Genomic DNA, 22,046 nt, shown 5'->3' on the forward strand with positions numbered 1-22,046 from the left:
GGAGTCGTGCGTCCTCAAACGCCGGACGGGCTGAGTAGGTCAGCCCGTCCGGCGTTTGTATGGTCACCTCCTGCGCAGGCGTAGGGTCACCTCCTCCGCAGCGTCACCCCCGCCCCCACCGCGGCCCCCACCAGCAGCACCGCCCCCGCGATCGCCGCGCCCTGCATCCCGCTGGTGAACGCCTCCCGTGCGGTCCGGGTCAGGGCCTCTCCCGCGGGCCCCGGCAGCCGGCTCGCCGTGGCCAGCGCACCGCCCAGCGTCTCGCGGGCCCCGGCGGGAGCCGTGGCCGGCATGTCGTGGCGGTAGACCGCCGTGCCGATCGAGCCCAGCACGGCCATGCCGAGCGCACCGCCGAACTCCGCGGCCGTCTCCAGCAGCGAGGACGCCGTCCCGGCCCGTTCCACCGGCGCGCCGGTCATCGCGAGGTCGGTCAGCTGGGACACGATCGCGACCATCCCGCAGGCGAGGACGCCGGCCCCGGTCAGCACCAGCCACAGCGAGTCGGTGCCGATCAGGGCGAGCAGCACGAACCCGGCCGCCATGGCCGCGAAGCCGCCGGCGACGACGTACCCCCGGTCGGCGCCCCGCTGCACCAGCTGCGCCGTGAGCGGCCCCGCGGCCCCGATGAACACCGAGGGCAGCAGACTCCACAGCGCCGCCGCCAGCGGGCTCATCCCGAGGACCGACTGCAGGTACTGGGTGGTGAAGATCGCCGAGCCCATCATGGCGAGCGAGGCGACCAGGTTCAGGGCCAGCGCCGGGGTGAAGCCGTGGCCCTTCAGCAGGGCCGGCGGGATCAGCGGGGAGCCGGTGGTGCGCTGCCGGTGGACGAAGAGAGCGGCGAAGAGCAGGCCGACGGTGACCGAGACGACGTACAGCGGGTGCCAGCCCTCGGAGGGGATCTCCTTGACGCCGTAGACCACGGGCAGCACGGCGGCCATCGAGAGCGGGACGCTCAGCCAGTCGAAGGAACCGGGGGAGGGGTTCCGGGACTCGGGGAGCAGGAACGGGCCGACGATCAGGAGCAGGGCCATCGCCGGCAGGTTGACCAGGAAGACCGAGCCCCACCAGAAGTGCTCGACGAGGATCCCGCTCATCACCGAGCCGAGCGCGATCCCGCCCGTCATCACCCCGGACCACAGGCCGATCGCCTTCGCGCGCTGGCCCGGGTCGGTGAACATCGTGCGCAGCAGGGCCATCGTCGACGGCATCAGGGTCGCGCCGCCGATGCCGAGGATCGCGCGGGCGGCGATCAGGGTTCCGGCGCTGTCCGCGTACGCGGCGAGCAGCGAGGCCCCGCCGAAGGCCGCGGCGCCGAACAGCAGCAGGCGCCGACGGCCGATGCGGTCGCCGAGGGCGCCCATCGTCATCAGCAGACCGGCCAGGACGAAGCCGTAGACGTCGAGGATCCACAGCTGCTGGGTGCCGCTCGGCGCCAGGTCCGCGCCGATCGCCGGGAGGGCGAAGTAGAGGACCGAGACATCCATCGAGACCAGGAGCAGCGGAAGCATCAGCACGCCCAGCGCCGTCCATTCGCGGCGCCCCGCCAGGGCGTTGGGGCTCGGTGGAGTGGTTGCGTTCGTGCTCGTCGGGTTCGTCATGCCAAGGAATGTACGGGCGTCTTAAACGCTTGTCTAGAACGCTTGTATAATTCACGTGTCTAGGACGCGCGTATGGATTCCGGGTAGGGTGGTCCGCATGGGACACCGTGAGGATCTGCTGGAAGGCGCCAAGCGCTGCCTGCTCGAGAAGGGGTTTGCGCGGACGACGGCGCGCGACATCGTCCGGGAGTCGGGGACCAACCTCGCCTCGATCGGCTACCACTACGGCTCCAAGGACGCGCTGCTCGCACAGGCCTACATCGCCCTGGTGGAGGAGATGTCCTTCGAGGGCGGCGACGGGGGGCTGACCGGAGCGCCCGGCTCCCTCGAGCGGTTCCGGGAGGTGTGGTCGAACATCGTCGACAGCATGCGCGGGCCCGGCTCCATGTGGCGGCTCAGCGTGGAGATCGTGACGATGGGCGACCAGATGCCGGAGGTGCGCGACCAGTTGGCGCGCGCCCAGCGCGAGGGCGGCCGCGGGCTGACCTCGCTGCTGATGGGCGTACGGGAGGAGGAGGTCTCGGACGAGACCGCCGACACCCTGGGCCGCTTCTACATGACCCTGATGTCCGGCCTCATCTCGCAGTGGACCTTCGACCCGAAGACCGCCCCCGACGGCGACGCGCTCGCCGAGGGGCTGCGCCAGATCGTCGAGGCCGCGAACCGGAGTTGACGCGCCCGAGGAGTCGGCGCACGCGTGGCGCCGGTCAGCCGAGCGAGTACGTGATCACGGCGCGGGCCGGGAACCGGAGCGCGTCGCCGTACAGCGGCGAGCGCTCGACGGTGACCCGGACGCCGTCCTCGGGGTGGTAGTACCAGACGGGGCTCCGCAGTGCGGCTCCGCACAGGCCGTCCGGGAGCTTGTACGGCTCGCCGGCCACGCCGACGCCGCCGTGGCGCTCGTCGAACAGGTCCGCGCCGGCCGGCACGATGCCCGTGCTGCGCAGGAAGTACGGGAGCAGGCCGCTGCGGAAGGACAGGACGGCGCTGCCGTTCCGGGTGAAGTAGTGGACGTCGGAGGCGTCGGAGGGGATCGGCGTGCCGTGCACGAGAATCCGGTCCGGCAGCCGCTGCTCGCTTCCGGCGCAGGCCCGTTCGTCGCCGAGCGGGTGGGGCAGGTCGTCCCGGAAGAGCCAGACGGCTCCTGCGGCGCACCCCGCGAGGGCGAGCGCCCCGATCCCCAGCGCGGCCGACCGGCGGCCCGGCCGGGGCTGTCTGCGCGCCCCGCTCTCCGCCACGGCCTCCCGTGGCTCGGCCGCCTCGCCGTGCCGTATGTCCGGACCCGAATCACCCATGTCCGCCCCCGCCGACATCCTTGATGTGAACACGCGGAGCATACGCCGACCGGCATCCGCACACGGCACCGAAAGGCGCACCTCAGGCGAGCCGGGCCCCCTTCAACGCCATGTGCAGCAGCAGGCGGTCCTCGCCGTCGTCCAGGTCGAGGCCGGTGAGCTGCTCGACGCGGGACAGGCGGTAGTACAGGGTCTGCCGGTGGATGCCGAGCGCGGTGGCCGTGCGGCCCGCCTGGCCCGCGTGGTCGAGGTAGACCTCGGCGGTGCGGGCCAGTTCGTGGTGGGCCGGGGTGAGAAGCGGGGCCACGGCCGGATCCCGCGGGGCCGCCGGCGGCAGCGCGGTCAGCAGGCGGTACGGGCCGATGTCCGCCCACTGCGCGACCGGCCCGAACCGCGGCTCCGCCAGCGCGGCCCGGGCGGCCGCCGTGGCCTCCTGCCAGACCGCGCCCAGCTCGGCCAGCCCGGCCCGGGGCCCGCCCACCCCCGCGGCGCAGCCCTGCGCCGCCGTGACCGGCCCCGCGAACCCCGCGGCGACGGCCGCCGCCGTCCGCGCCCCGGCGCCGCGCGCCGCCGCCGACCGGCCCTCCTCCGCCTCCTTGAGCAGCCGGGCGGCGGCCGTCAGGGCGGGAGTGGCCGTGTCCGTGCTGCGCAGCCGGACCAGCACCGCGAGGCTGTGGCCGGTTGCTCCCCAGGGCAGGGCGCACAGCGCGGTGGCGTGCGGGACCGTGCGCGGGGACGGGGCGTCGTCCGGGTCGGCCGACGGCCAGGGGGCGACACAGACCAGGGTGTGCGGGACGTCCGCGCGGGCGCCCAGGGCGGTACGGAGTTCGGCCACCGCCATGTCCCGCTGCCAGCCGCCCTCCGCGACCAGCACCGCCCGCAGCTCCCGGCCAAGACCCGCCCCCGCCTGCGCCTCGTCCGCGAGCAGCGCCCCGATCCGCCCCGCCACCCCCATGGCGGCGGCCAGCTGGGCGTCCGTCGGACCCGGCTCGGAGTCGAGCAGCCACACATAGCCGAGGACGACACCCCGATGGCGTACCGGGAGGCAGATCCGCCCGCGGTACACCCCGGCCTCCGGGGTCGGCGGGATCCGGACCGGTCCGGTCGCCCGGGTGATGCCGAAGCCCTCGAACCAGGTACGCACCGCCGCCGTCGAACGCCGGGTCAGGATCGAGCGGGTGCGGACCGGGTCCAGCGCCGACGGGTCGAGGTCGCCCTCACTGTCGTACGCCCCGAAGGCGATCAGCTCGAAGTCGCGGTTCTCCAGGGTCGCCGGGACGCCGAGGAGCTCCGAGATCTCGTCGACCAGCTCCTGGTAGTCATCCCTGAATTCCGACGTCACCCGGGCATTCTCCCGCAATTCCCGACCGCCTTCATACATCTGTCTGAGATCCGCTGCACGGATGCGTGACAGCTGTCGATGGCCCACGATCGGAGGGATCCTTAACTTTCACGGTGGTTCCCCGTGCCGTATCCAAATCGTCGGATCGCGGCCTGTCTGGCATGTGTTGTGGAGGTGCCCCGTGCTGGGTCCCGTGATTCTCGCCGCGTCGCGCAGCGACCGGATGCGACGTCTGATCTCGGCGGCCCCGGTGACGAAGCAGGTCGTGGACCGCTTCATCCCCGGGGAGTCGGTCGCCGACATCGTCCCGATCATCGAGGAGCTCACGGGCCGCGGCCTGGAGCTGACGATGGACGTCGTCGGCGAGGACATCACGACCCCCGAGCAGGCCACCGCCGCCCGGGACGCCTACCTCGCGCTCGTCGAGCGGCTGAAGGACCTCGGCCTCGGCGAGCGGGTCGAGATGTCGGTCAAGCTGTCGATGTTCGGCCAGGCCCTCCCGGGAGGACACGAACTGGCCCTCGCCAACGTCCGCCCGGTCGTCGAGGCCGCCGCGGCCATCGGTACGACCGTCACCCTCGACGCCGAGGACCACACCACCCTCGACTCGATGTTCGCCATCCACGAGGAACTGCGCCGGGACTTCCCGCAGACCGGCTGCGTCATCCAGGCCTACCTCTTCCGCACCGAGGCCGACGCCCGCCGCCTCGCCGACAGCGGCAGCCGCGTCCGCCTGGTCAAGGGTGCCTACAAGGAGCCCGCCGAGGTCGCCTACCAGCAGAAGCACGAGATCGACAAGGCGTACGTGCGGGTCCTGCGGACTCTGATGGAGGGCGAGGGGTACCCGATGGTCGGCTCCCATGACCCGCGCCTGATCTCCATCGCCCAGGAACTCGCCCGGCGCGCCGGCCGCAAGCCCGACGAGTACGAGTTCCAGATGCTGTACGGCATCCGCAGCGACGAGCACCTGCGGCTGGCCGCCGAGGGCCACCGGATGCGCGTCTACACCGCGTACGGCACCGACTGGTACGGCTACTTCATGCGCCGTCTCGCGGAGAAGCCGGCCAACCTGCGCTTCTTCCTCCGCTCGATGGTCAGCAGGGGCTGAGCCCCGACAAGCCTCAACACCCGCTCACGTACAAGGAGTTACGGATCTCATGGACGCTGTGACCCAGGTCCCCACCCCCGTCAACGAGCCGGTGCACGGCTACGCCCCCGGCTCCGCCGAGCGCACCCGCCTGGAGGCCAAGCTCAAGGAGCTGGCCGAGAACCCGATCGAGCTGTCGATGACCATCGGCGGCGAGAAGCGGCTCGGCGGCGGCGAGCCCTTCCAGGTCGTGCAGCCGCACAACCACAAGGCCGTCATCGGCACCGGTCGGCACGCCACCCAGCAGGACGCCCAGGACGCGATCGACGCGGCCCTCGCCGCCGCGCCCGCCTGGCGCGCGATGTCCTTCGACGACCGCGCCGCCATCATCCTGCGCGCCGCCGAACTGCTCGCCGGCCCCTGGCGCGAGACGATCGCCGCCTCCACCATGCTCGGCCAGTCCAAGACCGCCCAGCAGGCCGAGATCGACTCGCCCTGCGAGCTGGTCGACTTCTGGCGGTTCAACGTCCACTACGCCCGCCAGATCCTGGCCGAGCAGCCCCCGGCCAACTCGCCGGGCGTCTGGAACCGCCTCGACCACCGCCCCCTGGAGGGCTTCGTCTACGCGATCACGCCGTTCAACTTCAGCGCGATCGCCGGCAACCTGCCGACGGCCCCGGCTCTCATGGGCAACGTGGTCGTGTGGAAGCCGTCCCCGACCCAGACCCACGCGGCGGTCCTCCTGATGCAGCTGCTGGAGGAGGCAGGCCTCCCGAAGGGCGTCATCAACCTCGTCACCGGCGACGGCATCGAGGTGTCCAAGGTCGCCCTCGAGCACCGGGACCTGGCCGGAATCCACTTCACCGGCTCCACCAAGACCTTCCAGTACCTGTGGAAGACGGTCGGCAACAACATCGAGAAGTACCGCTCGTACCCGCGTCTGGTCGGCGAGACCGGCGGCAAGGACTTCCTCGTCGCCCACCCGAGCGCCGACCGGGCCGTCCTCAAGACGGCGCTCACCCGCGGCGCCTTCGAGTACCAGGGCCAGAAGTGCTCGGCGACCTCCCGCGCCTACATCCCCGCGTCCATCTGGAACGACGGCTTCCGCGAGGAGTTCGCCGCCGAGGTCGACTACCTGACCATGGGTGACGTCACCGACCTGTCGAACTTCATCGGCGCCGTCATCGACGAGCGTGCCTTCGCCAAGAACAAGGCCGCGATCGACCGTGCGAAGACCGACCCGTCCTGCGAGATCGTCGCGGGCGGCTCCTACGACGACTCGGTCGGCTATTTCGTCCGCCCGACGGTCGTCGTGTGCAGCGACCCGGAGAACGAGGTCTTCCGCACCGAGTACTTCGGCCCGTTCCTCGCCGTGCACGTCTACGAGGACGACGAGTACGACGAGATGCTGACCCAGATGGAGTCGGTGTCCGACTACGCGCTCACCGGCTCGGTCATCTCCAACGACCGCGCGGCGGCGGCGTACACGATGGAGAAGCTGCGCTACGCGGCCGGCAACTTCTACATCAACGACAAGTCGACCGGTGCCGTCGTCGGCCAGCAGCCCTTCGGCGGCGGCCGCGCGTCCGGCACCAATGACAAGGCCGGCGCCCCGCAGAACCTGCTGCGCTGGACGCTGACCCGAGCGATCAAGGAGACGCTGGTCGCGCCGACCGACTACGCGTACCCGCACATGGGCTGACCCTCAGCCCCCCGAGCACGGGCCGGGAAGCCTGACCCACGAGCAGGCTTCCCGGCCCGTTCCCATGCCCCGCCCGGCTACAGCAGCGTGCGCAGCCGGGCCGCCCCCTCGGTGTCCGGCGCCGCCGAGAGGATCACGATCTTCAGCTCCGAGTCGCCGTCCGTCAGGACGTCGCAGTCCACCTCCACCGGACCCACCCCCGGATGCTCGACCGTCTTGCGGTCCGTGCGGTGGGCGGCGACCGTGCCGCTCGCCCAGAGCCGGGCGAACCGCTCGTTGCCCTCGGCCAGTTCGCGCACCAGCTCGGCCAGGCGGGCGTCGTGCGGGAAGCGGCCGGTGGCGCGGCGCAGGTCGGCCACGATCGCGAGGTCGGAGCCGTCGGCGTTCGCCACCCGTACCGGCCAGGACGAGAGACGGGCCCCCTCGGCGCCGACCGGGAACCGCTCGCGGGCGAGGTTGCGCAGCCCGGGCGGGGTGGCCGCCGGGTCGCCGAGCAGCGCCGCCCAGCCGGGATTCCACCACAGCAGCTGCCAGTGCGCGGTGAACACGCCGACCGCCACCCCGCCGAGCCGGTCCAGCACGCGGAGCACACCCGGCGGAAGGTGATCGGGGACCGGGCCGCCGTCCGGCGGGACCAGCCCGGCCATCCGGTAGAGGTGCTCGCGCTCGGCGGGCGTCAGCCGCAGGGCACGGCACAGGGCGGCGACCACCTGCCCGGACGGCGCCGTCGCCCGGCCCTGCTCCAGCCGCACGACGTAGTCGACCGACACCCCGGCCAGCTCGGCCAGTTCCTCGCGGCGCAGCCCGGTCGCCCGGCGGGTGCGGCCGGTCGCCGGCACCCCCACGGCCGCCGGTGACAGCCGCTCCCGCCAGGCACGGATCGTCGGGCCCAGACCGGCCGCCTCTTTCCTCGACATGCCCTCCATCCTGCCCCCTCCGTGATCCTGGTACCGCCGTTCCTACGGTCGAAGCGTCTCTGGCAGGGGTCCCGCGCCGGGCCGACGATCGATCCATGACCATCACCTTCATCACCGGGGCCAACAAGGGCCTCGGCCGCGAGACCGCCCGCCGCCTCGCCGGACTCGGCCACACCGTGCTCGTCGGCGCCCGCGACCCCGAGCAGGGCGCGGCGGCCGCCGACGCGCTCGGCGCGCGGTTCGTCCGGATCGACGTCACCGACGACGCCTCGGTCGCCGCCGCGGCCGCCGACGTCGCCGCCCACGAGGGCCGGATCGACGTGCTGGTCAACAACGCCGGCATCGCCGGCCCGCACGGCGACCCGGCGGAGCTGACCGGCGCGGACGCCCTCGGCGTCTTCGACGTCAACGTCTTCGGCGTCATCCGCACGACCACCGCCTTCCTCCCGCTCCTGCGCCGCTCGCCGGACCCGGTCGTCGTCAACGTCAGCAGCGGGATGGGGTCGTTCGCGGTCACGCACGACCCGGCCCGCGTCGAGTCCTCCGTCGTCTCGCCCCTCTACACCGCATCCAAGTCGGCCCTGACCATGCTCACCACCCAGTACGCCAAGGCCTTCAAGGACATCCGCGTCAACGCCGTCGACCCCGGCTACACGGCGACCGACCTCAACGGCCACAGCGGCCCGCAGACCGTCACCGAGGGCACCGACGCGATCGTCCGCCTCGCCACCGAGCCGTCCGGCGCGGGAACGGGCCGGTTCATCGACCGTAACGGCCCCGTCGCCTGGTAGTTCCGTACGACACTTGGGCCATGCCTCTCCGCATCGCCCACACCGCCGACCTCGGCCCCGACGACCTGCGTGCCGCCCGCGCCCTGCTCCACGAGGCGTTCGGCGGGGACTTCGGCGACAGCGACTGGGAGCACGGACTGGGCGGCCTGCACGCGCTCGTGCACGACGAGGCCGGGCTCGCCGCCCACGGCTCGGTCGTCATGCGCCGCGCCCGGCACCGGGGCCGCTGGCTGCGCGTCGGCTACGTCGAGGCGGTGGGCGTCCGGCCCGACGCCCGCCGCCGGGGGCACGGCGGGCAGGTGATGGCGGCGCTGGAACGGATCGTCGAGCGGGCGTACGACCTCGGCGCGCTCGGCGCGAGCGACGACGGCGCCCGGCTGTACACGGTCCGGGGCTGGCAGCGCTGGCCCGGCAGGATCTGCGCCCTGTCCCCGGACCGGGGAGTCGTGCGGCTCGCGGCGGAGGAGGGGGACGTGTTCGTGTGGCCCGCCCTCGCCGGTGCCCTCGACCCCGCCCACGAGCTGATCTTCGACTGGCGCGACGGAGACGTCATGTAACCCGTTCGCCCCAACCGTCCCAACCGTCAAAGCCACAGGTCACAGGCGGGTGACGCACCTCGCCGTCTCAGATAGTAGGAAGTCCGAGTAATTGTGCAGACAGAAGCGGGCCGCTCCCTTACTTTTGTAGGAGCCGAACGTCTCGCTCGATCAAGCGAATGGCGGTCGTGAGCCGGGCCCCGTGCAGGCAACCCCTGCGGCACCGCTCCCCGCCCCTTCCGGCGTCTCGTATCCCCCCTTGCCGTACTCCACGTATGTCGAAGGAGTCGATTCCCATGGCCGAGACGACCGTCCGCCGCCGAGTCCGCCACGTGTCCCGCACGAGCGACTCGGACCGCAAGAACGCCGCCGCCGCTCTCCAGCGCGCCCTCGACCGCCGCGACAACGGCGGCGAGACCGGCCACTGAGCCGCTGACGAGCCGTTGACGCACCGTCGGTAACACGTGTAGCAACCCCTCAACGGGAGCCGCACCCGCACGGGGTACGGCGCGGCCGGGACGGCCGCGCCGTACCCCGGGGAACTCCGGGGCTCAGCCGCCCCGGCGTATCTCGAAGTGGTCGATCCGCGCGCCGTTCTGCGCCAGCGCCGACACCTTCAGCCTCGGTGCCGTACCCGCCTCCGCCTCGACCCTGAGGAAGGAGAAGCCGGTGTACCGCACCCGCGACCACTCCACCGTCTCCGCCACGTTGTGCTGCCCCTTGGCCCAGTGGAAGCTGTCCACCGCGTCGTGCCGGGTGACGTGCCCCTCGTAGCTGTCCTTGACCCCGGACGGGAACGCGTACAGATTCCGCCCGCCGCCGCCCGCCGTGACGTACACGATCCCGTCCCGCGCCGGGTCGGTCGAGCCGCCGACCGGGACCGCGCGGCCGACCCCGCCGCCCTTCACCGCGTCGGTGCGCTCGTAGACGTGGTTGTGCCCGTTGACTACCAGGTCCACCTGGTACTTGGTGAACAACGGCAGCCAGGCCGCCCGGATCCCGCCGTCGGACGCGTGCGAGGACGTCGAGTACGCGCAGTGGTGGAAGAAGACGACGACGAAGTCCACGCCCTTCGCCGCCCGCAGCTCCTTCAGCTTCTGCTCCAGCCACTCGGTCTGCCTGCCGCCGCTGTAGCCGAGGTTGGCGGGGATCTCGTACGACACGTCGTTCGCGTCCAGCGCCACGAAGCCGACGTTGCCGTAGGTGAACGCGTACACGCCCGGTGAGCCGTGCGGGTCGAAGCCGTTGTCCGGGAGGGCGAAGCGGGCGTACTGGCCGCCGTAGCCGTCGGGGGAGTACCAGGCCTCCATGTCGTGGTTGCCGGTCGTCACCATCCACGGCACGGACCGCGCCACCGGGTCGTTCTGCTTCAGGAACCGGTCCCACTCCCGGGCGTCGTAGCCGTCCGAGGTCCTGCCCGCGCCGTTGCCGTCCGCGTAACAGATGTCGCCCGCGTGCAGGTGGAAGGCGGGGTTCTGCTTCAGCAGCGCGTTGTCACTGGCCTTCCCGGCCTGGCTGACGCCCTGGTCGCCGAAGGCCGTGAACACGAACCGCTCCGGGCTCGCGGGCGCGGTGCGGAACGGGGTGATGGCGGCGCGGTGGCCGGGGGCGGCCGGGTCCCAGCCGTCGTGGCCGACGCCGTAGTAGTACGTGGTGCCGGGCGTGAGGCCGGTCAGGGCCGCGTGGACGTAGTACTGCTCGACCACCGGGCGCACCCCCTGCACCCCGGGCGTGTGCAGGTGCCGGATCTCGGCGGCGACGCGCGTGCCCAGCTGGTCGGGACGCGTCCCGATCCGCACGAACGGCTTCTTCACCGCGGACGGCACCTGCCAGGAGATCCGCATCTGCGTCCGAGGGTCGGCGCCGAAGGCGAGATGGCGGCCGAACGGCACGACCGCCGCGCCGCGGACCGCGGAGGTGGCCGGAGCCGGCTTCCCCGACCTCGCCGTCTTCGCGCAACCGGTCGCCAGTGCGCCGCCCGCCACCGCGCCCGCCGTCACCAGGGTGCGACGGCTCACCAGCCGGGCGCGCAGATACTCGTACTGCTCCGCCATGCTCAGCCGGGCGGCGAGCCGCGGCGGGATGCCGAAGTCAGGGATGTCCGTGCCGGGGATGTCCATCCCGATACCGTGCCCAGCGCAGGTCAACACCTGCCACACGTACGGGTGAACGCCAGTCGACGGAACGACCCGCCGTGTCCGCATGCCGGACGCTCCATGTCATCCCATGGGACGAGGAGTAGGGTGCCGGGCATGTCTCGCAGCATCGATCTCGCAGTGATCCCCGGTGACGGCATCGGGCAGGAAGTCGTGGCCGAAGGCCTCAAGGTCCTCTCCGCCGTTCTCCCCGAGGACGTGAAGCTGGAGACCAAGGAGTACGACTTCGGCGCCAAGCGGTACCACGCCACCGGTGAGACCCTCACCGACGCCGACCTCGACGCGCTGAAGCAGCACGACGCCATCCTGCTGGGCGCCATCGGCGACCCGAGCGTCCCCTCCGGCGTCCTGGAGCGCGGCTTCCTGCTGAAGCTCCGCTTCGCCTTCGACCACCACGTCAACCTGCGTCCGTCGAAGCTCCTCCCGGGTGTCGCCACCCCGCTGGCAGGCGAGCCGCAGATCGACTTCGTCGTGGTCCGCGAGGGCACCGAGGGCCCGTACACCGGCAACGGCGGCACCATCCGCAAGGGCACCGAGCACGAGGTCGCCACCGAGGTGTCCGTCAACACGGCCTTCGGCGTCGAGCGCGTCGTCCGGGACGCCTTCGCCCGCGCCCAGGCCCGCCCGCGCAAGAAGCTCACGCTGGTCCACAAGAACAACGTGCTGACCTTCGCCGGGCACCTGTGGACGAACATCTTCAACCAGGTGGCCGCGGAGTTCCCCGAGGTCACCACGGACTACATCCACGTCGACGCGGCGACGATCTACCTCGTCACCGACCCCGGCCGCTTCGACGTCATCGTCACCGACAACCTCTTCGGTGACATCATCACCGACCTCGCCGCGGCCGTCTCCGGCGGCATCGGCGTCGCGGCGAGCGGGAACATCAACCCGTCCCGCGAGTTCCCGTCCATGTTCGAGCCGGTGCACGGGTCCGCGCCCGACATCGCCGGCCAGGGCAAGGCCGACCCCACCGCCACGGTCCTGTCCGTCGCCCTGCTGCTGCGCCACCTCGGCTACGAGGCCGAGGCCGCCCGTATCGACGAGGCCGTCACCGCCGACCTCACCGAACGCCAGGGCAAGCCCGCCCGCTCCACCTCGGAGATCGGCGACGCACTCGCCGTACGAGTAGCCGGCTGACCCGCCGAGCCTCTTCGCAGATCTTCGAAGCCGCCGGGTCGCACAAGCGCTCGGCGGCTTCCCCATGCCTGCCGCCGGGTGCCACCATCAACCCCGGGTCCGTATTCACCCCGATTCCTTCCACCCCGGCCCCCGCGCGATAATCGAACGCGGACCGCGCCATGAGGGAATGCTCGGACGTCCTAGGAGAGGGCACTCGCCCTGTTGTACGGGACACCGGCCGTAGGGGTGTGAGCGCGGCCCATCACTACAACCGGTGAAGGACTAACCACTCATGACGACGCCCACGATCGAGCTCAAGCCGTCCGCACACCCGCTCGCCGCCGCCGAGCGCGAGGCGATCCTGGCCAGCCCCGGATTCGGCCGCCACTTCACCGACCACATGGTGACGATCAAGTGGACCGAGGGCCGCGGCTGGCACGACGGCCAGCTCGTCCCGTACGCGCCGATCCCCCTCGACCCGGCCACCAATGTCCTGCACTACGCCCAGGAGATCTTCGAGGGCCTGAAGGCCTACCGCCGCCCCGACGGCTCGGTGGCCACCTTCCGCCCCGACCAGAACGCCAAGCGCTTCCAGCGTTCCGCCCGCCGCCTCGCCATGCCCGAGCTGCCGGTGGAGACCTTCATCGAGGCCTGCGACCTGCTGGTCCAGCAGGACAAGGCGTGGGTCCCGGCGCACGGCGGCGAGGAATCCCTCTACCTGCGCCCCTTCATGATCGCCACCGAGGTCGGCCTCGGCGTCAAGCCGGCCAACGAGTACCTCTTCCTGGTCATCGCCTCCCCGGCGGGCGCCTACTTCCCCGGCGGCGTGAAGCCGGTCTCCATCTGGGCCTCCGAGGACCGCGTCCGCGCCGTCCCCGGCGGCATGGGCGACGCCAAGACCGGCGGCAACTACGCGGCCTCCCTGCTCGCCCAGGCCGAGGCGGCGGCCCAGGGCTGCGACCAGGTCTGCTACCTCGACGCGGTCGAGCACAAGTGGGTCGAGGAGCTCGGCGGCATGAACCTGTACTTCGTGTACGGGGACAAGATCGTCACCCCGACCCTGACCGGCTCCATCCTCGAAGGCGTCACCCGCGACAGCCTCCTCACCGTCGCCCGCGACCTCGGCTACGAGTCCGAGGAGGCCCGGGTCTCCATCGACCAGTGGCAGCGCGACTCGGAGAACGGCACCCTCACCGAGGTCTTCGCCTGCGGCACCGCCGCCGTGATCACCCCGGTCGGCACGGTCAAGCGCGCGAACGCCGAGTGGCAGCAGTCGGGCGGCGAGCCCGGCGAGGTCACGCTCCGGCTCCGCGAGGCCCTCCTCGACATCCAGCGCGGCAAGGCCGAGGACAAGCACGGCTGGATGCACCAGCTCGGCTGACGCCGCTGCCCGCACCCGCCGACCTCGATCACCGGCACCCTGCTCGTCCCCCGGATCCCCGCCTCCGCAGCCGGAGCGCGGGGATCCGGGGGTTTCGACGGCGTGTAACGCCTCCTCGGTACGGGTATGCGCTGCACATCCGACGGATCGTCAAAAACGCGCTGCCGACTGTGGTTTGGGGCATGCAGCCGTATGGGGGGTGAGGGCGTGAGCGCGCCCGCCGCGGAGCAGATCGAGATCGTGCGCGCGACCCAGGAGCATGTCCCGAAGATCCTCGAACTGGCACGGTCCAGGAGCCTGGAGGGAGCCGATCCGGCTGTCGCGACCCGGGAGGGGTTCTTGGTCTCGGAGTACACCGAGGAGGTGTATCGCGCGCAGGTGGTGCGCGCCGAGCACTTCTACGCGGCGGTGAAGGGGGCCGACGTCCTCGGATTTCTGCTGGCGTACAGCGACGAGCGGATCGAACAGGGTGAGTGGCTGAATCACCGGATCAAGACCACGCTCGGCAGTTTTCTGGTGATCAAGCAGGTGTGCGTGGCCCGGGATGCGGCACGGCAGGGGGTCGCGTCGCTGCTGTACCACCATGTGCTGGAGCAGTGGACGTCCAGCCCGGTGATCGCGGCGGTGGTGAGCGAGCCGCCGAACCAGGCGTCAGCACGGTTTCATCGAAAGCTGGGGTTCGAGGAGTTGACGCGGCTGAGGCCGCCGGACGGCCGGTTGCGGGTGGTGTGGGTGTGGCGGAAGCCTCGCGAGTCGCTGCTGCAGGCGCAGTACGGGATCGCCGTGGATCTGTACAAACACGAGGACAACACCAACTGGAACAAGCTCACCAACTTCCTCTACATCACGGCGGGCCTCGCGGCCACGCTGGCGTTCATACTCGGCAAGGACGGCGCGACGTCGGAGGGGGTGGCTCTGGGCATCGGGGTGATCATCACAGTGGTCGGGTTCGCGTCGGCGGTGGCGTTCGCCGTCATGTTGCGCTTCGGGCGACGCTACCTGCAGGCCCGTAAGAGCGCGGTCGTGGACCTTGAGGAGTACATGGCCTGGCACGGCGGGCAGCGGATCGTGGGACGGCAGGTGGCCGAGCCGGGGGCAGCATGGCTGCATTCGTCTCCGACGGGGCTTGTGATGGTGCTGCTTCCGGCCTTTGTCGCCCTGTGCTGGCTGGCGATGCTGGCGGTGCTGATCGCCAACTAGACCTCCACCCGGTGGGCGCCCGAGGAGGTGGAGAGGTTGGTGGCGGTCCGGAGGGAGACCGGGGCCGGCGGGGCCGTGAACACCGTGCCGATCAGCGTGCCCGCCGCGATCGCGCTCACCGTCGCCCACCGGCCGAGCCCGAAGGACGGCGGCAGCCAGCCGAAGATGATCACGCCGAGGCAGAGACTGGAGCCGAGCAGGATCGAGGCCAGGTCCTTCGGCCCGCTGGTGCTCCCCCACGCTCTCAACAGCGTTCGAGCGCGGGCGGTACCCCCATCCCGTCCTGGATCGTGTCGACTCCGCGCAGTTCTATCGGCATGGCTGGTCTCCTTTGGCGGCCGCCCTACGCGTTAGAGCGACGTTCAATGTGGGTGACCTGGTGGTCTACGGTAATGGTTCCCTTCTCGTAATCCGGCGATTAGAGTGTTGCTCTAAGTCGGGCGAGGTTAGAGGAAGCGAAGGAGGTGCCGGGCGTGCGACTGACTCCCACGGAACGTGACCGGCTGCTGCTCTTCGGAGCCGCCGAGCTGGCCCGTGCCCGTCGCGCCCGGGGCCTCAGGCTCAACGTGCCGGAGGCCACCGCGCTGATCGCGGACACCGTCTGCGAGGCCGCCCGGGACGGCCGGCGGCTCGCCGAGGCGATCGAGGCGGCCCGCTCCGTCCTCGGCCCGGCCGACGTGCTGCCCGGCGTCGCCGACATCGTCACCGAGGTGCACGTCGAGGCCGTCTTCGACGACGGTTCGCGGCTCGCGGTGGTCACCGACCCGATCGGGGGCGGGGGACTGGACGAGGACGCGCCCGGTGCGCTGCTGCCGGGGCCCGAGCACGCCGACCCGGAGCCCGTCGTACGGCTCACGGTCACCAACACCGCTGCCGTCCCCGTCTCCGTCACCTCGCACTTCCACTTCTTCGAGGCCAACCCGCGCCTCGACTTCGACCGCGCCGCCGCCTACGGCCTGCGGCTCGCCGTGCCCGCCGGGTCGTCCGTGCGGTTCGGGCCGGGGGAGTCGCACGAGGTCGGTCTCGTCCCGATCGGCGGCGGCCGGGTCGCCATCGGCTTCGCCGGGCTCGTCGACGGGCCGCTGGACGCGCCCGGCGCCCGCGAGGAGGCGCTGCGCCGCGCCGCCGCCTGCGGATACCTGGGCATTCGAGAGCAGGAGGCCGGTCGATGAGCCGCCCCGGAGGGCATCCCGCCGAGGCCCGCCGCCTCACCCCGCACGAGTACGCGGCCACCCACGGCCCCCGCACCGGCGACCGCGTCCGCCTCGGGGACTCGGGCCTCGTGATCCGCGTCGAGGACGACTCCCAGCGCTACGGCGACGAGTTCCTGGCCGGCTTCGGCAAGACGGCCAGGGACGGGCTGCACCTCAAGGCCGCCGCCGTCCGCGAGACCTGTGACGTCGTGATCAGCAACGTCGTCGTCATCGACGCCGTCCTGGGGATCCGGAAGGTCTCCATCGGGATCCGCGAGGGGCGGATCCGCTCGATCGGGCGGGCCGGGAACCCCGACACCCTCGACGGGGTCGACGTCGTCGTCGGCACCGGCACCTCGATCGTGTCCGGCGAGGGGCTCATCGCCACCGCCGGGGCCGTCGACACGCACGTCCATCTGCTGTCGCCGCGCATCATGGAGGCCTCGCTGGCCTCCGGCGTGACCACGATCATCGGGCAGGAGTTCGGGCCGGTGTGGGGCGTCGGCGTCAACTCGCCCTGGGCGCTGAAGCACGCGTTCAGCGCCTTCGACGCCTGGCCGGTCAACATCGGCTTCCTCGGGCGCGGTTCGTCCTCGCACCGAGCCCCGTTGATCGAGGCCCTCGCCGAGGGGGGCGCCTCCGGCTTCAAGGTGCACGAGGACATGGGCGCCCATACGCGGGCGCTGGACACGGCCCTGCGGGTCGCCGAGGAGCACGACGTCCAGGTCGCCCTGCACAGCGACGGGCTGAACGAGTGCCTGTCGGTCGAGGACACCCTCCGGGTCCTCGAGGGCCGCACCATCCACGCCTTCCACATCGAGGGCTGCGGCGGCGGACACGTGCCCAACGTCCTGAAGATGGCCGGTGTCCCCAACGTCATCGGCTCCTCCACCAACCCCACCCTGCCCTTCGGCCGGGACGCGGTCGCCGAGCACTACGGGATGATCGTCTCCGTCCACGACCTGAAGACCGATCTGCCCGGCGACGCCGCCATGGCCCGCGACCGCATCCGCGCCGGGACCATGGGCGCCGAGGACGTGCTGCACGACCTGGGCGCGATCGGCATCACCTCCTCCGACGCGCAGGGCATGGGCCGGGCGGGCGAGACCGTCCGCCGTACCTTCGCCATGGCCGGCAAGATGAAGGCCGAGCTGGGCGCCCCGGACGACGGCCACGACAACGAGCGCGTGCTGCGGTACATGGCCAAGCTGACCATCAACCCGGCCATCGCCCACGGCCTCGCCCACGAGGTCGGCTCGATCGAGGTCGGCAAGCTCGCCGACATCGTGCTGTGGAGCCCGGAGTACTTCGGGGCCAAGCCGCAGCTGGTGCTGAAGGCCGGCTTCCCGGCGTTCGGCGTCACCGGCGACCCGAACGCGGCCACCGACACCTGTGAACCCCTCGTCCTCGGCCCCCAGTTCGGGGCGCACGGCGCCACCCCCGCCGACATCTCCGTCGCGTTCGTGGCCCAGGCCGCCCTCGACCAGGGACACGACACCATGCCCACCCGGCGCCGCCGGGTCGCCGTCCGCGGCACCCGCGGCATCGGTCCGGCCGACCTGCGGCGCAACTCCCGTACCGGAGCGGTCGACGTCGACCAGCGCACCGGCCTGGTCACCCTCGACGGCGAACCGCTGCGCTCGGAGCCCGCCGACTCCGTCTCCCTCAACCGCCTCTACTTCCTCTGAATGTCAAAGCCTCTAAGGACCCCCATGAACAAGGCTGCCTCCGACGGCTTCCGGGTGCCCGCCGAGTGGACCCCGCACGAGCGCACCTGGATGGCGTGGCCGGGCCCCAACCCCACCTTCGACGCCGCCGCCGACCTCATCGCCGCCCGGATGGCCTGGGCGTCGGTGGCCCGGGCCGTCCTCCGCTTCGAACCGGTGACCGTCGTGTGCGGCCCCGGCCAGTCGGCCGAGGCGCAGACGCTGCTCGGCCCGGGCGTCGACACGGTCGAGCGGGATCTCGACGACGCCTGGATGCGGGACATCGGGCCCACCTTCCTCACCAACGGGCGTGAACTGGCCGCCGTGGACTGGACGTTCAACGGCTGGGGCGCCCAGCACTGGGCCCGCTGGGAGCACGACGCGAAGATCGCCGCGTATGTCTCGGACCTCGCGGGCGCGCGGACGTACGCCTCGAAGCTGGTCAACGAGGGCGGTGCGATCCACGTCGACGGCGAGGGGACCGTCCTGCTGACCGAGACCGTGCAGCTCGGCCCCGAGCGCAACCCGGGCTGGACGAAGGAGGAGGTCGAGGCCGAGATCCACGGAATGCTCGGCACCCGCAAGGCGATATGGCTGCCCCGCGGCCTCACCGGCGACTACCCCCCGTACGGCTTCGGCACCCTCGGCCATGTCGACATCGTCGCCGCCTTCGCCCGCCCGGGAGTCGTGGTCGCGCACTCCCAGCCGGACCCCGCGCACCCGGACCACGAGGTGTCCAAGGAGGTCATCGGCCTGCTGCGGTCCCAGACCGACGCACGCGGCCGCACCCTGGAGGTGGTCGAGGTGCCGGCCCCGACCGTCCTGGAGGCCGACGGCCACTGGGCCGACTACTCCTACATCAACCACTACCTCTGCAACGGCGGGGTCGTGCTGTGCGGCTTCGACGACCCGCGCGACGAGATCGCCGCCGGGATCTTCCGCCGTCTCTTCCCCGAGCGGACGGTCACCCTGGTGGACGCCCGTACGATCTTCGCGGGGGGTGGAGGCATCCACTGCATCACCCAGCAGCAGCCGAAGATCTAGTTCTGGAAGATCCAGTTCCAGTCGCCGTTCGAGGAGCCGAAGATGGCCGGTGGGCGCAGGCAGGCCCCGCCCCGCGAGGACGTGCTCGCCGCCGCCATGACGATGATCGCCGGACGGGGCCTGGAGAAGCTCACCATGGCCGCGCTCGGCCGCGAGGTCGGCATGAGCAGCGGCCATCTCCTCTACTACTTCCACTCCAAGGACGAACTCCTGCTCCAGACCCTGGAGTGGAGCGAGGGCAGGCTCGGCGCCGAGCGAGGCCGGCTGCTCACCCGGCGCGGCACCGCCCGCGAACGCCTCGACGCCTACGTCGACCTGTACGTCCCCGACGGGCACCGGGATCCGCACTGGACGCTCTGGCTGGAGGTCTGGAACCGCTCGCAGAACGCCGACGAGGCCGCCCGCGACCGGCAGGCCGCCATCGAGGGCGCCTGGCACCGCGACCTGGTGGCGCTGGTCGCGGAGGGCATCTCGCGCGGCGAGTTCCGGCCCGTCGACCCCGACCGGTTCGCCGCCCGGCTGCGCGCCCTGCTCGACGGCTTCTCCATCCACGTGGCGATCGGCCTGCGCGGCACGGACCGGACACAGGTTCTCGGCCACGTACGCGAGTTCCTGGCAGCGGATCTCCTCGCGGACGCGTGACCTTCCGACCGGGCTGTATGCAATAAGGGCGATTGGACCGGGTTCGGTGGTGCGATCGGTCGCCCCGAAGGACACGTGGCCCCCGGCGGTTTCACCGCCGGCCGGGTCGCCTTCACCTCCTGCGACGGCACGCTCAACCCGCACGGCCACACCAACGGCGAACAGGACGCGTTCGTCAGGCATCTGCGGTCGGGAACCGTCACACCTGTGGTGTATGTCACCGTCCGTGACGACCGCATACTGAGACAGTGAGTGAGTCGGGGGCGGGGCTGTGCCAGACTGCCTCCGTGCTCTCGTTCGCCATGATTATTGGCAGCAGGCGCGCCGGTCCGCAGTGACCACCACGTACGACCAGGTACGGGTGGCCATCGTCGTCCTCGACCCGCGCGCAGACCTCTCGCACCCGCGAGGGGTTTTTTCGTTTTCCGGCCCACCTTCAGCCGGACGGCGAGCGCGAGGGACCATGGAGGGACGGTGGAGCCGGTCATTCCGGTACGACCGAGATAAGACATCAGGAGCCTAGGGACCATGACCGAGACGGAAACCAACGAGCTGGACGACTCGTTCCACGTCTTCGACACCACGCTGCGCGACGGCGCGCAGCGCGAGGGCATCAACCTCACCGTCGCGGACAAGCTGGCCATCGCACGGCACCTGGACGACTTCGGCGTGGGCTTCATCGAGGGCGGCTGGCCGGGCGCCAACCCCCGGGACACCGAGTTCTTCGCCCGCGCCCAGCAGGAGATCGACTTCAGGCACGCCCAGCTGGTCGCCTTCGGCGCCACCCGCCGGGCGAACGCCAAGGCCGCGGACGACCCCCAGGTCAAGGCGCTGCTGGACTCCGGCGCCCCGGTGATCACACTGGTCGCCAAGTCCCACGACCGGCATGTCGAGCTGGCGCTGCGCACCACCCTCGACGAGAACCTGGAGATGGTCCGCGACACGGTGTCCTTCCTGAAGGGCCAGGGCCGCCGGGTCTTCGTCGACTGCGAGCACTTCTTCGACGGCTACCGCGCCAACCCCGAGTACGCCAAGGCGGTCGTACGCGCCGCGTCCGAGGCCGGCGCCGACGTGGTCGTCCTGTGCGACACCAACGGCGGCATGCTCCCCGCCCAGGTCAACGCCGTCGTCTCCACCGTCCTCGCGGACACCGGCGCCCGGCTCGGCATCCACGCCCAGGACGACACGGGCTGCGCGGTCGCCAACACCCTGGCCGCCGTGGACGCCGGCGCCACCCATGTCCAGTGCACGGCGAACGGCTACGGCGAGCGGGTCGGCAACGCCAACCTGTTCCCGGTGGTCGCCGCCCTGCAGCTGAAGTACGGCAAGCAGGTACTGCCCGAGGGCCGGCTCCGTGAGATGACCCGGATCTCGCACGCCATCGCCGAGGTCGTCAACCTGACGCCCTCGACGCATCAGCCGTACGTGGGTGTCTCGGCCTTCGCGCACAAGGCCGGGCTGCACGCCTCCGCGATCAAGGTCGACCCCGACCTCTACCAGCACACCGACCCGGCCCTGGTCGGCAACACCATGCGCATGCTGGTCTCCGACATGGCCGGCCGTGCCTCGGTGGAGCTCAAGGGCAGGGAACTCGGCGTCGACCTCGGCGGCGACCGCGAACTGGTCGGCCGCGTCGTCGAGCGGGTCAAGGAGCGCGAGCTCCAGGGCTACACCTACGAGGCCGCGGACGCCTCCTTCGAACTCCTCCTGCGCGCCGAGGTCGAGGGCAAACCGCGTTCCTACTTCCGCGTCGAGTCCTGGCGGGCCATCGTCGAGGACCGCCCCGACGGCACCCACGCCAACGAGGCCACGGTCAAGCTCTGGGCCAAGAGCGAGCGCATCGTCGCCACGGCCGAGGGCAACGGCCCGGTCAACGCCCTCGACCGCGCCCTGCGCGTGGGCCTCGAGAAGATCTACCCGCAGCTCGCCAAGCTGGACCTGGTCGACTACAAGGTCCGCATCCTGGAGGGCAAGCACGGCACCGAGTCCACCACCCGCGTCCTGATCTCGACCTCCGACGGCAGCGCCGAATGGTCGACGGTGGGCGTCGGGGAGAACGTCATCGCCGCCTCCTGGCAGGCCCTGGAGGACGCGTACACGTACGGCCTGCTGCGCGCGGGAGTCGAGCCGGCCGAGTAGCCGGGAACCGGCCGCCGGGCTGCCCGCCCCCCCCGCGCTGTGCCGGAGGCCGGGCTGCCCGCCCCTGCCGTGGCGGGCGGCCGGGGGGCCCCCCCCCCCCCCGCCCCGCCCGCCGGGGGGGGGGCTCACCCATAACCCCACACCACTCAACCCACCCAGTCGGGGGGGGGTTGGGGGGAGGGGTTACAGGAG

20 protein-coding genes and 1 pseudogene are annotated in these 22,046 nt (G+C 71.6%); 15 read left to right on the forward strand and 6 right to left on the reverse strand.

Going from position 1 to position 22,046, the window contains the following annotated elements:
* Window positions 1-86 precede the first annotated feature (86 nt).
* The gene (locus ACFY0P_RS39325; RefSeq protein ID WP_388924747.1) at window positions 87-1,601 is read right to left on the reverse strand and encodes an MFS transporter; all 1,515 of its coding nucleotides are present in this window, start codon (window positions 1,599-1,601) and stop codon (window positions 87-89) included.
* A 97-nt stretch (window positions 1,602-1,698) separates the two neighbouring features.
* Here ACFY0P_RS39325 and ACFY0P_RS39330 point away from each other — a divergent pair, with 97 nt between their 5' ends.
* Window positions 1,699-2,274, forward strand: coding sequence for a TetR/AcrR family transcriptional regulator (locus ACFY0P_RS39330; protein ID WP_388924750.1), 576 nt, complete (start codon window positions 1,699-1,701; stop codon window positions 2,272-2,274).
* A gap of 34 nt (window positions 2,275-2,308) precedes the next feature.
* On the opposite strand, the gene ACFY0P_RS39335 is transcribed toward ACFY0P_RS39330, so the two are convergent.
* Window positions 2,309-2,896, reverse strand: a complete 588-nt coding sequence (locus tag ACFY0P_RS39335) for a hypothetical protein (RefSeq protein ID WP_388924753.1) — start codon at window positions 2,894-2,896, stop codon at window positions 2,309-2,311.
* A gap of 82 nt (window positions 2,897-2,978) precedes the next feature.
* Window positions 2,979-4,277: a PucR family transcriptional regulator gene (locus tag ACFY0P_RS39340; protein WP_388924756.1), complete on the reverse strand. Its 1,299-nt coding sequence runs from the start codon at window positions 4,275-4,277 to the stop codon at window positions 2,979-2,981.
* A gap of 142 nt (window positions 4,278-4,419) precedes the next feature.
* Here ACFY0P_RS39340 and ACFY0P_RS39345 point away from each other — a divergent pair, with 142 nt between their 5' ends.
* The gene (locus tag ACFY0P_RS39345; RefSeq protein ID WP_388924759.1) at window positions 4,420-5,346 is read left to right on the forward strand and encodes a proline dehydrogenase family protein; all 927 of its coding nucleotides are present in this window, start codon (window positions 4,420-4,422) and stop codon (window positions 5,344-5,346) included.
* 49 nt (window positions 5,347-5,395) lie between these two features.
* The gene (pruA, locus tag ACFY0P_RS39350) at window positions 5,396-7,027 is read left to right on the forward strand and encodes an L-glutamate gamma-semialdehyde dehydrogenase (RefSeq protein ID WP_388924762.1); all 1,632 of its coding nucleotides are present in this window, start codon (window positions 5,396-5,398) and stop codon (window positions 7,025-7,027) included.
* A gap of 77 nt (window positions 7,028-7,104) precedes the next feature.
* On the opposite strand, the gene ACFY0P_RS39355 is transcribed toward pruA, so the two are convergent.
* Window positions 7,105-7,953 carry a helix-turn-helix transcriptional regulator gene (locus tag ACFY0P_RS39355; RefSeq protein WP_388924765.1) on the reverse strand — a complete coding sequence of 283 codons (849 nt, stop codon included), beginning with the start codon at window positions 7,951-7,953 and terminating at the stop codon, window positions 7,105-7,107.
* An 86-nt stretch (window positions 7,954-8,039) separates the two neighbouring features.
* On the opposite strand from ACFY0P_RS39355, the gene ACFY0P_RS39360 reads away from it, so the two are divergent.
* From ACFY0P_RS39360 to ACFY0P_RS39370, 3 genes are all read left to right on the forward strand, one after another.
* Window positions 8,040-8,735, forward strand: coding sequence for an SDR family NAD(P)-dependent oxidoreductase (locus ACFY0P_RS39360; RefSeq protein WP_388924768.1), 696 nt, complete (start codon window positions 8,040-8,042; stop codon window positions 8,733-8,735).
* A gap of 20 nt (window positions 8,736-8,755) precedes the next feature.
* Window positions 8,756-9,292, forward strand: a complete 537-nt coding sequence (locus tag ACFY0P_RS39365; RefSeq protein WP_388924771.1) for a GNAT family N-acetyltransferase — start codon at window positions 8,756-8,758, stop codon at window positions 9,290-9,292.
* A 275-nt stretch (window positions 9,293-9,567) separates the two neighbouring features.
* Window positions 9,568-9,699 carry a hypothetical protein gene (locus ACFY0P_RS39370; RefSeq protein ID WP_294004210.1) on the forward strand — a complete coding sequence of 44 codons (132 nt, stop codon included), beginning with the start codon at window positions 9,568-9,570 and terminating at the stop codon, window positions 9,697-9,699.
* 123 nt (window positions 9,700-9,822) lie between these two features.
* Here ACFY0P_RS39370 and ACFY0P_RS39375 read toward each other — a convergent pair whose 3' ends face one another.
* Window positions 9,823-11,391, reverse strand: coding sequence for a purple acid phosphatase family protein (locus tag ACFY0P_RS39375; RefSeq protein ID WP_388924774.1), 1,569 nt, complete (start codon window positions 11,389-11,391; stop codon window positions 9,823-9,825).
* A gap of 132 nt (window positions 11,392-11,523) precedes the next feature.
* Between ACFY0P_RS39375 and ACFY0P_RS39380 the strand changes: the two genes are divergently transcribed.
* From ACFY0P_RS39380 to ACFY0P_RS39390, 3 genes are all read left to right on the forward strand, one after another.
* Window positions 11,524-12,567, forward strand: a complete 1,044-nt coding sequence (locus ACFY0P_RS39380) for a 3-isopropylmalate dehydrogenase (protein WP_388924777.1) — start codon at window positions 11,524-11,526, stop codon at window positions 12,565-12,567.
* 274 nt (window positions 12,568-12,841) lie between these two features.
* Window positions 12,842-13,930, forward strand: a complete 1,089-nt coding sequence (locus ACFY0P_RS39385; RefSeq protein WP_388924779.1) for a branched-chain amino acid aminotransferase — start codon at window positions 12,842-12,844, stop codon at window positions 13,928-13,930.
* A gap of 207 nt (window positions 13,931-14,137) precedes the next feature.
* A complete protein-coding gene (locus ACFY0P_RS39390) occupies window positions 14,138-15,130 on the forward strand; it encodes a GNAT family N-acetyltransferase (RefSeq protein ID WP_388924782.1) in 993 nt (330 codons plus the stop codon).
* 14 nt (window positions 15,131-15,144) lie between these two features.
* Here the strand turns inward: ACFY0P_RS39390 and ACFY0P_RS39395 are convergent.
* Window positions 15,145-15,449, reverse strand: a pseudogene (locus ACFY0P_RS39395) (cytosine permease); the annotation flags it as partial.
* A 154-nt stretch (window positions 15,450-15,603) separates the two neighbouring features.
* Between ACFY0P_RS39395 and ureA the strand changes: the two are divergent.
* The 6 genes from ureA to cimA all read left to right on the forward strand — a co-directional run bounded on the left by ureA (window position 15,604) and on the right by cimA (window position 21,854).
* Window positions 15,604-16,302 carry an urease subunit gamma gene (gene ureA / locus ACFY0P_RS39400; RefSeq protein ID WP_388924785.1) on the forward strand — a complete coding sequence of 233 codons (699 nt, stop codon included), beginning with the start codon at window positions 15,604-15,606 and terminating at the stop codon, window positions 16,300-16,302.
* Window positions 16,299-18,011, forward strand: a complete 1,713-nt coding sequence (locus ACFY0P_RS39405) for an urease subunit alpha (RefSeq protein ID WP_388924788.1) — start codon at window positions 16,299-16,301, stop codon at window positions 18,009-18,011. The genes ureA and ACFY0P_RS39405 overlap by 4 nt, the downstream gene beginning before the upstream one ends.
* A 24-nt stretch (window positions 18,012-18,035) precedes the next feature.
* Window positions 18,036-19,073 carry an agmatine/peptidylarginine deiminase gene (locus tag ACFY0P_RS39410; RefSeq protein ID WP_388924791.1) on the forward strand — a complete coding sequence of 346 codons (1,038 nt, stop codon included), beginning with the start codon at window positions 18,036-18,038 and terminating at the stop codon, window positions 19,071-19,073.
* Window positions 19,074-19,115: 42 nt separating this feature from the next.
* Window positions 19,116-19,715: a TetR/AcrR family transcriptional regulator gene (locus ACFY0P_RS39415; RefSeq protein WP_388924794.1), complete on the forward strand. Its 600-nt coding sequence runs from the start codon at window positions 19,116-19,118 to the stop codon at window positions 19,713-19,715.
* A 75-nt stretch (window positions 19,716-19,790) separates the two neighbouring features.
* Window positions 19,791-19,967, forward strand: coding sequence for a hypothetical protein (locus ACFY0P_RS39420; RefSeq protein ID WP_388924797.1), 177 nt, complete (start codon window positions 19,791-19,793; stop codon window positions 19,965-19,967).
* Window positions 19,968-20,243: 276 nt separating this feature from the next.
* Window positions 20,244-21,854: a citramalate synthase gene (gene cimA, locus ACFY0P_RS39425; protein ID WP_388924799.1), complete on the forward strand. Its 1,611-nt coding sequence runs from the start codon at window positions 20,244-20,246 to the stop codon at window positions 21,852-21,854.
* Window positions 21,855-22,046 lie beyond the last annotated feature (192 nt).

The sequence above is a fragment of the Streptomyces sp. NPDC001714 genome (assembly GCF_042892755.1).
Lineage (GTDB): Bacteria > Actinomycetota > Actinomycetes > Streptomycetales > Streptomycetaceae > Streptomyces.

Excerpts from the sequence above, each read along its gene's own strand:
- ACFY0P_RS39335 (WP_388924753.1), bottom strand. The coding sequence starts at position 2,896 with ATGGGTGATTCGGGTCCGGACATACGGCACGGCGAGGCGGCCGAGCCA.
- ACFY0P_RS39370 (WP_294004210.1), top strand. The coding sequence starts at position 9,568 with ATGGCCGAGACGACCGTCCGCCGCCGAGTCCGCCACGTGTCCCGCACG.
- ACFY0P_RS39385 (WP_388924779.1), top strand. The coding sequence starts at position 12,842 with ATGACGACGCCCACGATCGAGCTCAAGCCGTCCGCACACCCGCTCGCC.
- ACFY0P_RS39375 (WP_388924774.1), bottom strand. The coding sequence starts at position 11,391 with ATGGACATCCCCGGCACGGACATCCCTGACTTCGGCATCCCGCCGCGG.
- ACFY0P_RS39360 (WP_388924768.1), top strand. The coding sequence starts at position 8,040 with ATGACCATCACCTTCATCACCGGGGCCAACAAGGGCCTCGGCCGCGAG.
- ACFY0P_RS39365 (WP_388924771.1), top strand. The coding sequence starts at position 8,756 with ATGCCTCTCCGCATCGCCCACACCGCCGACCTCGGCCCCGACGACCTG.
- ACFY0P_RS39415 (WP_388924794.1), top strand. The coding sequence starts at position 19,116 with ATGGCCGGTGGGCGCAGGCAGGCCCCGCCCCGCGAGGACGTGCTCGCC.
- pruA (WP_388924762.1), top strand. The coding sequence starts at position 5,396 with ATGGACGCTGTGACCCAGGTCCCCACCCCCGTCAACGAGCCGGTGCAC.
- ACFY0P_RS39325 (WP_388924747.1), bottom strand. The coding sequence starts at position 1,601 with ATGACGAACCCGACGAGCACGAACGCAACCACTCCACCGAGCCCCAAC.
- ACFY0P_RS39380 (WP_388924777.1), top strand. The coding sequence starts at position 11,524 with ATGTCTCGCAGCATCGATCTCGCAGTGATCCCCGGTGACGGCATCGGG.
- ACFY0P_RS39340 (WP_388924756.1), bottom strand. The coding sequence starts at position 4,277 with ATGTATGAAGGCGGTCGGGAATTGCGGGAGAATGCCCGGGTGACGTCG.
- ACFY0P_RS39355 (WP_388924765.1), bottom strand. The coding sequence starts at position 7,953 with ATGGAGGGCATGTCGAGGAAAGAGGCGGCCGGTCTGGGCCCGACGATC.
- cimA (WP_388924799.1), top strand. The coding sequence starts at position 20,244 with ATGACCGAGACGGAAACCAACGAGCTGGACGACTCGTTCCACGTCTTC.
- ACFY0P_RS39330 (WP_388924750.1), top strand. The coding sequence starts at position 1,699 with ATGGGACACCGTGAGGATCTGCTGGAAGGCGCCAAGCGCTGCCTGCTC.
- ACFY0P_RS39405 (WP_388924788.1), top strand. The coding sequence starts at position 16,299 with ATGAGCCGCCCCGGAGGGCATCCCGCCGAGGCCCGCCGCCTCACCCCG.
- ACFY0P_RS39410 (WP_388924791.1), top strand. The coding sequence starts at position 18,036 with ATGAACAAGGCTGCCTCCGACGGCTTCCGGGTGCCCGCCGAGTGGACC.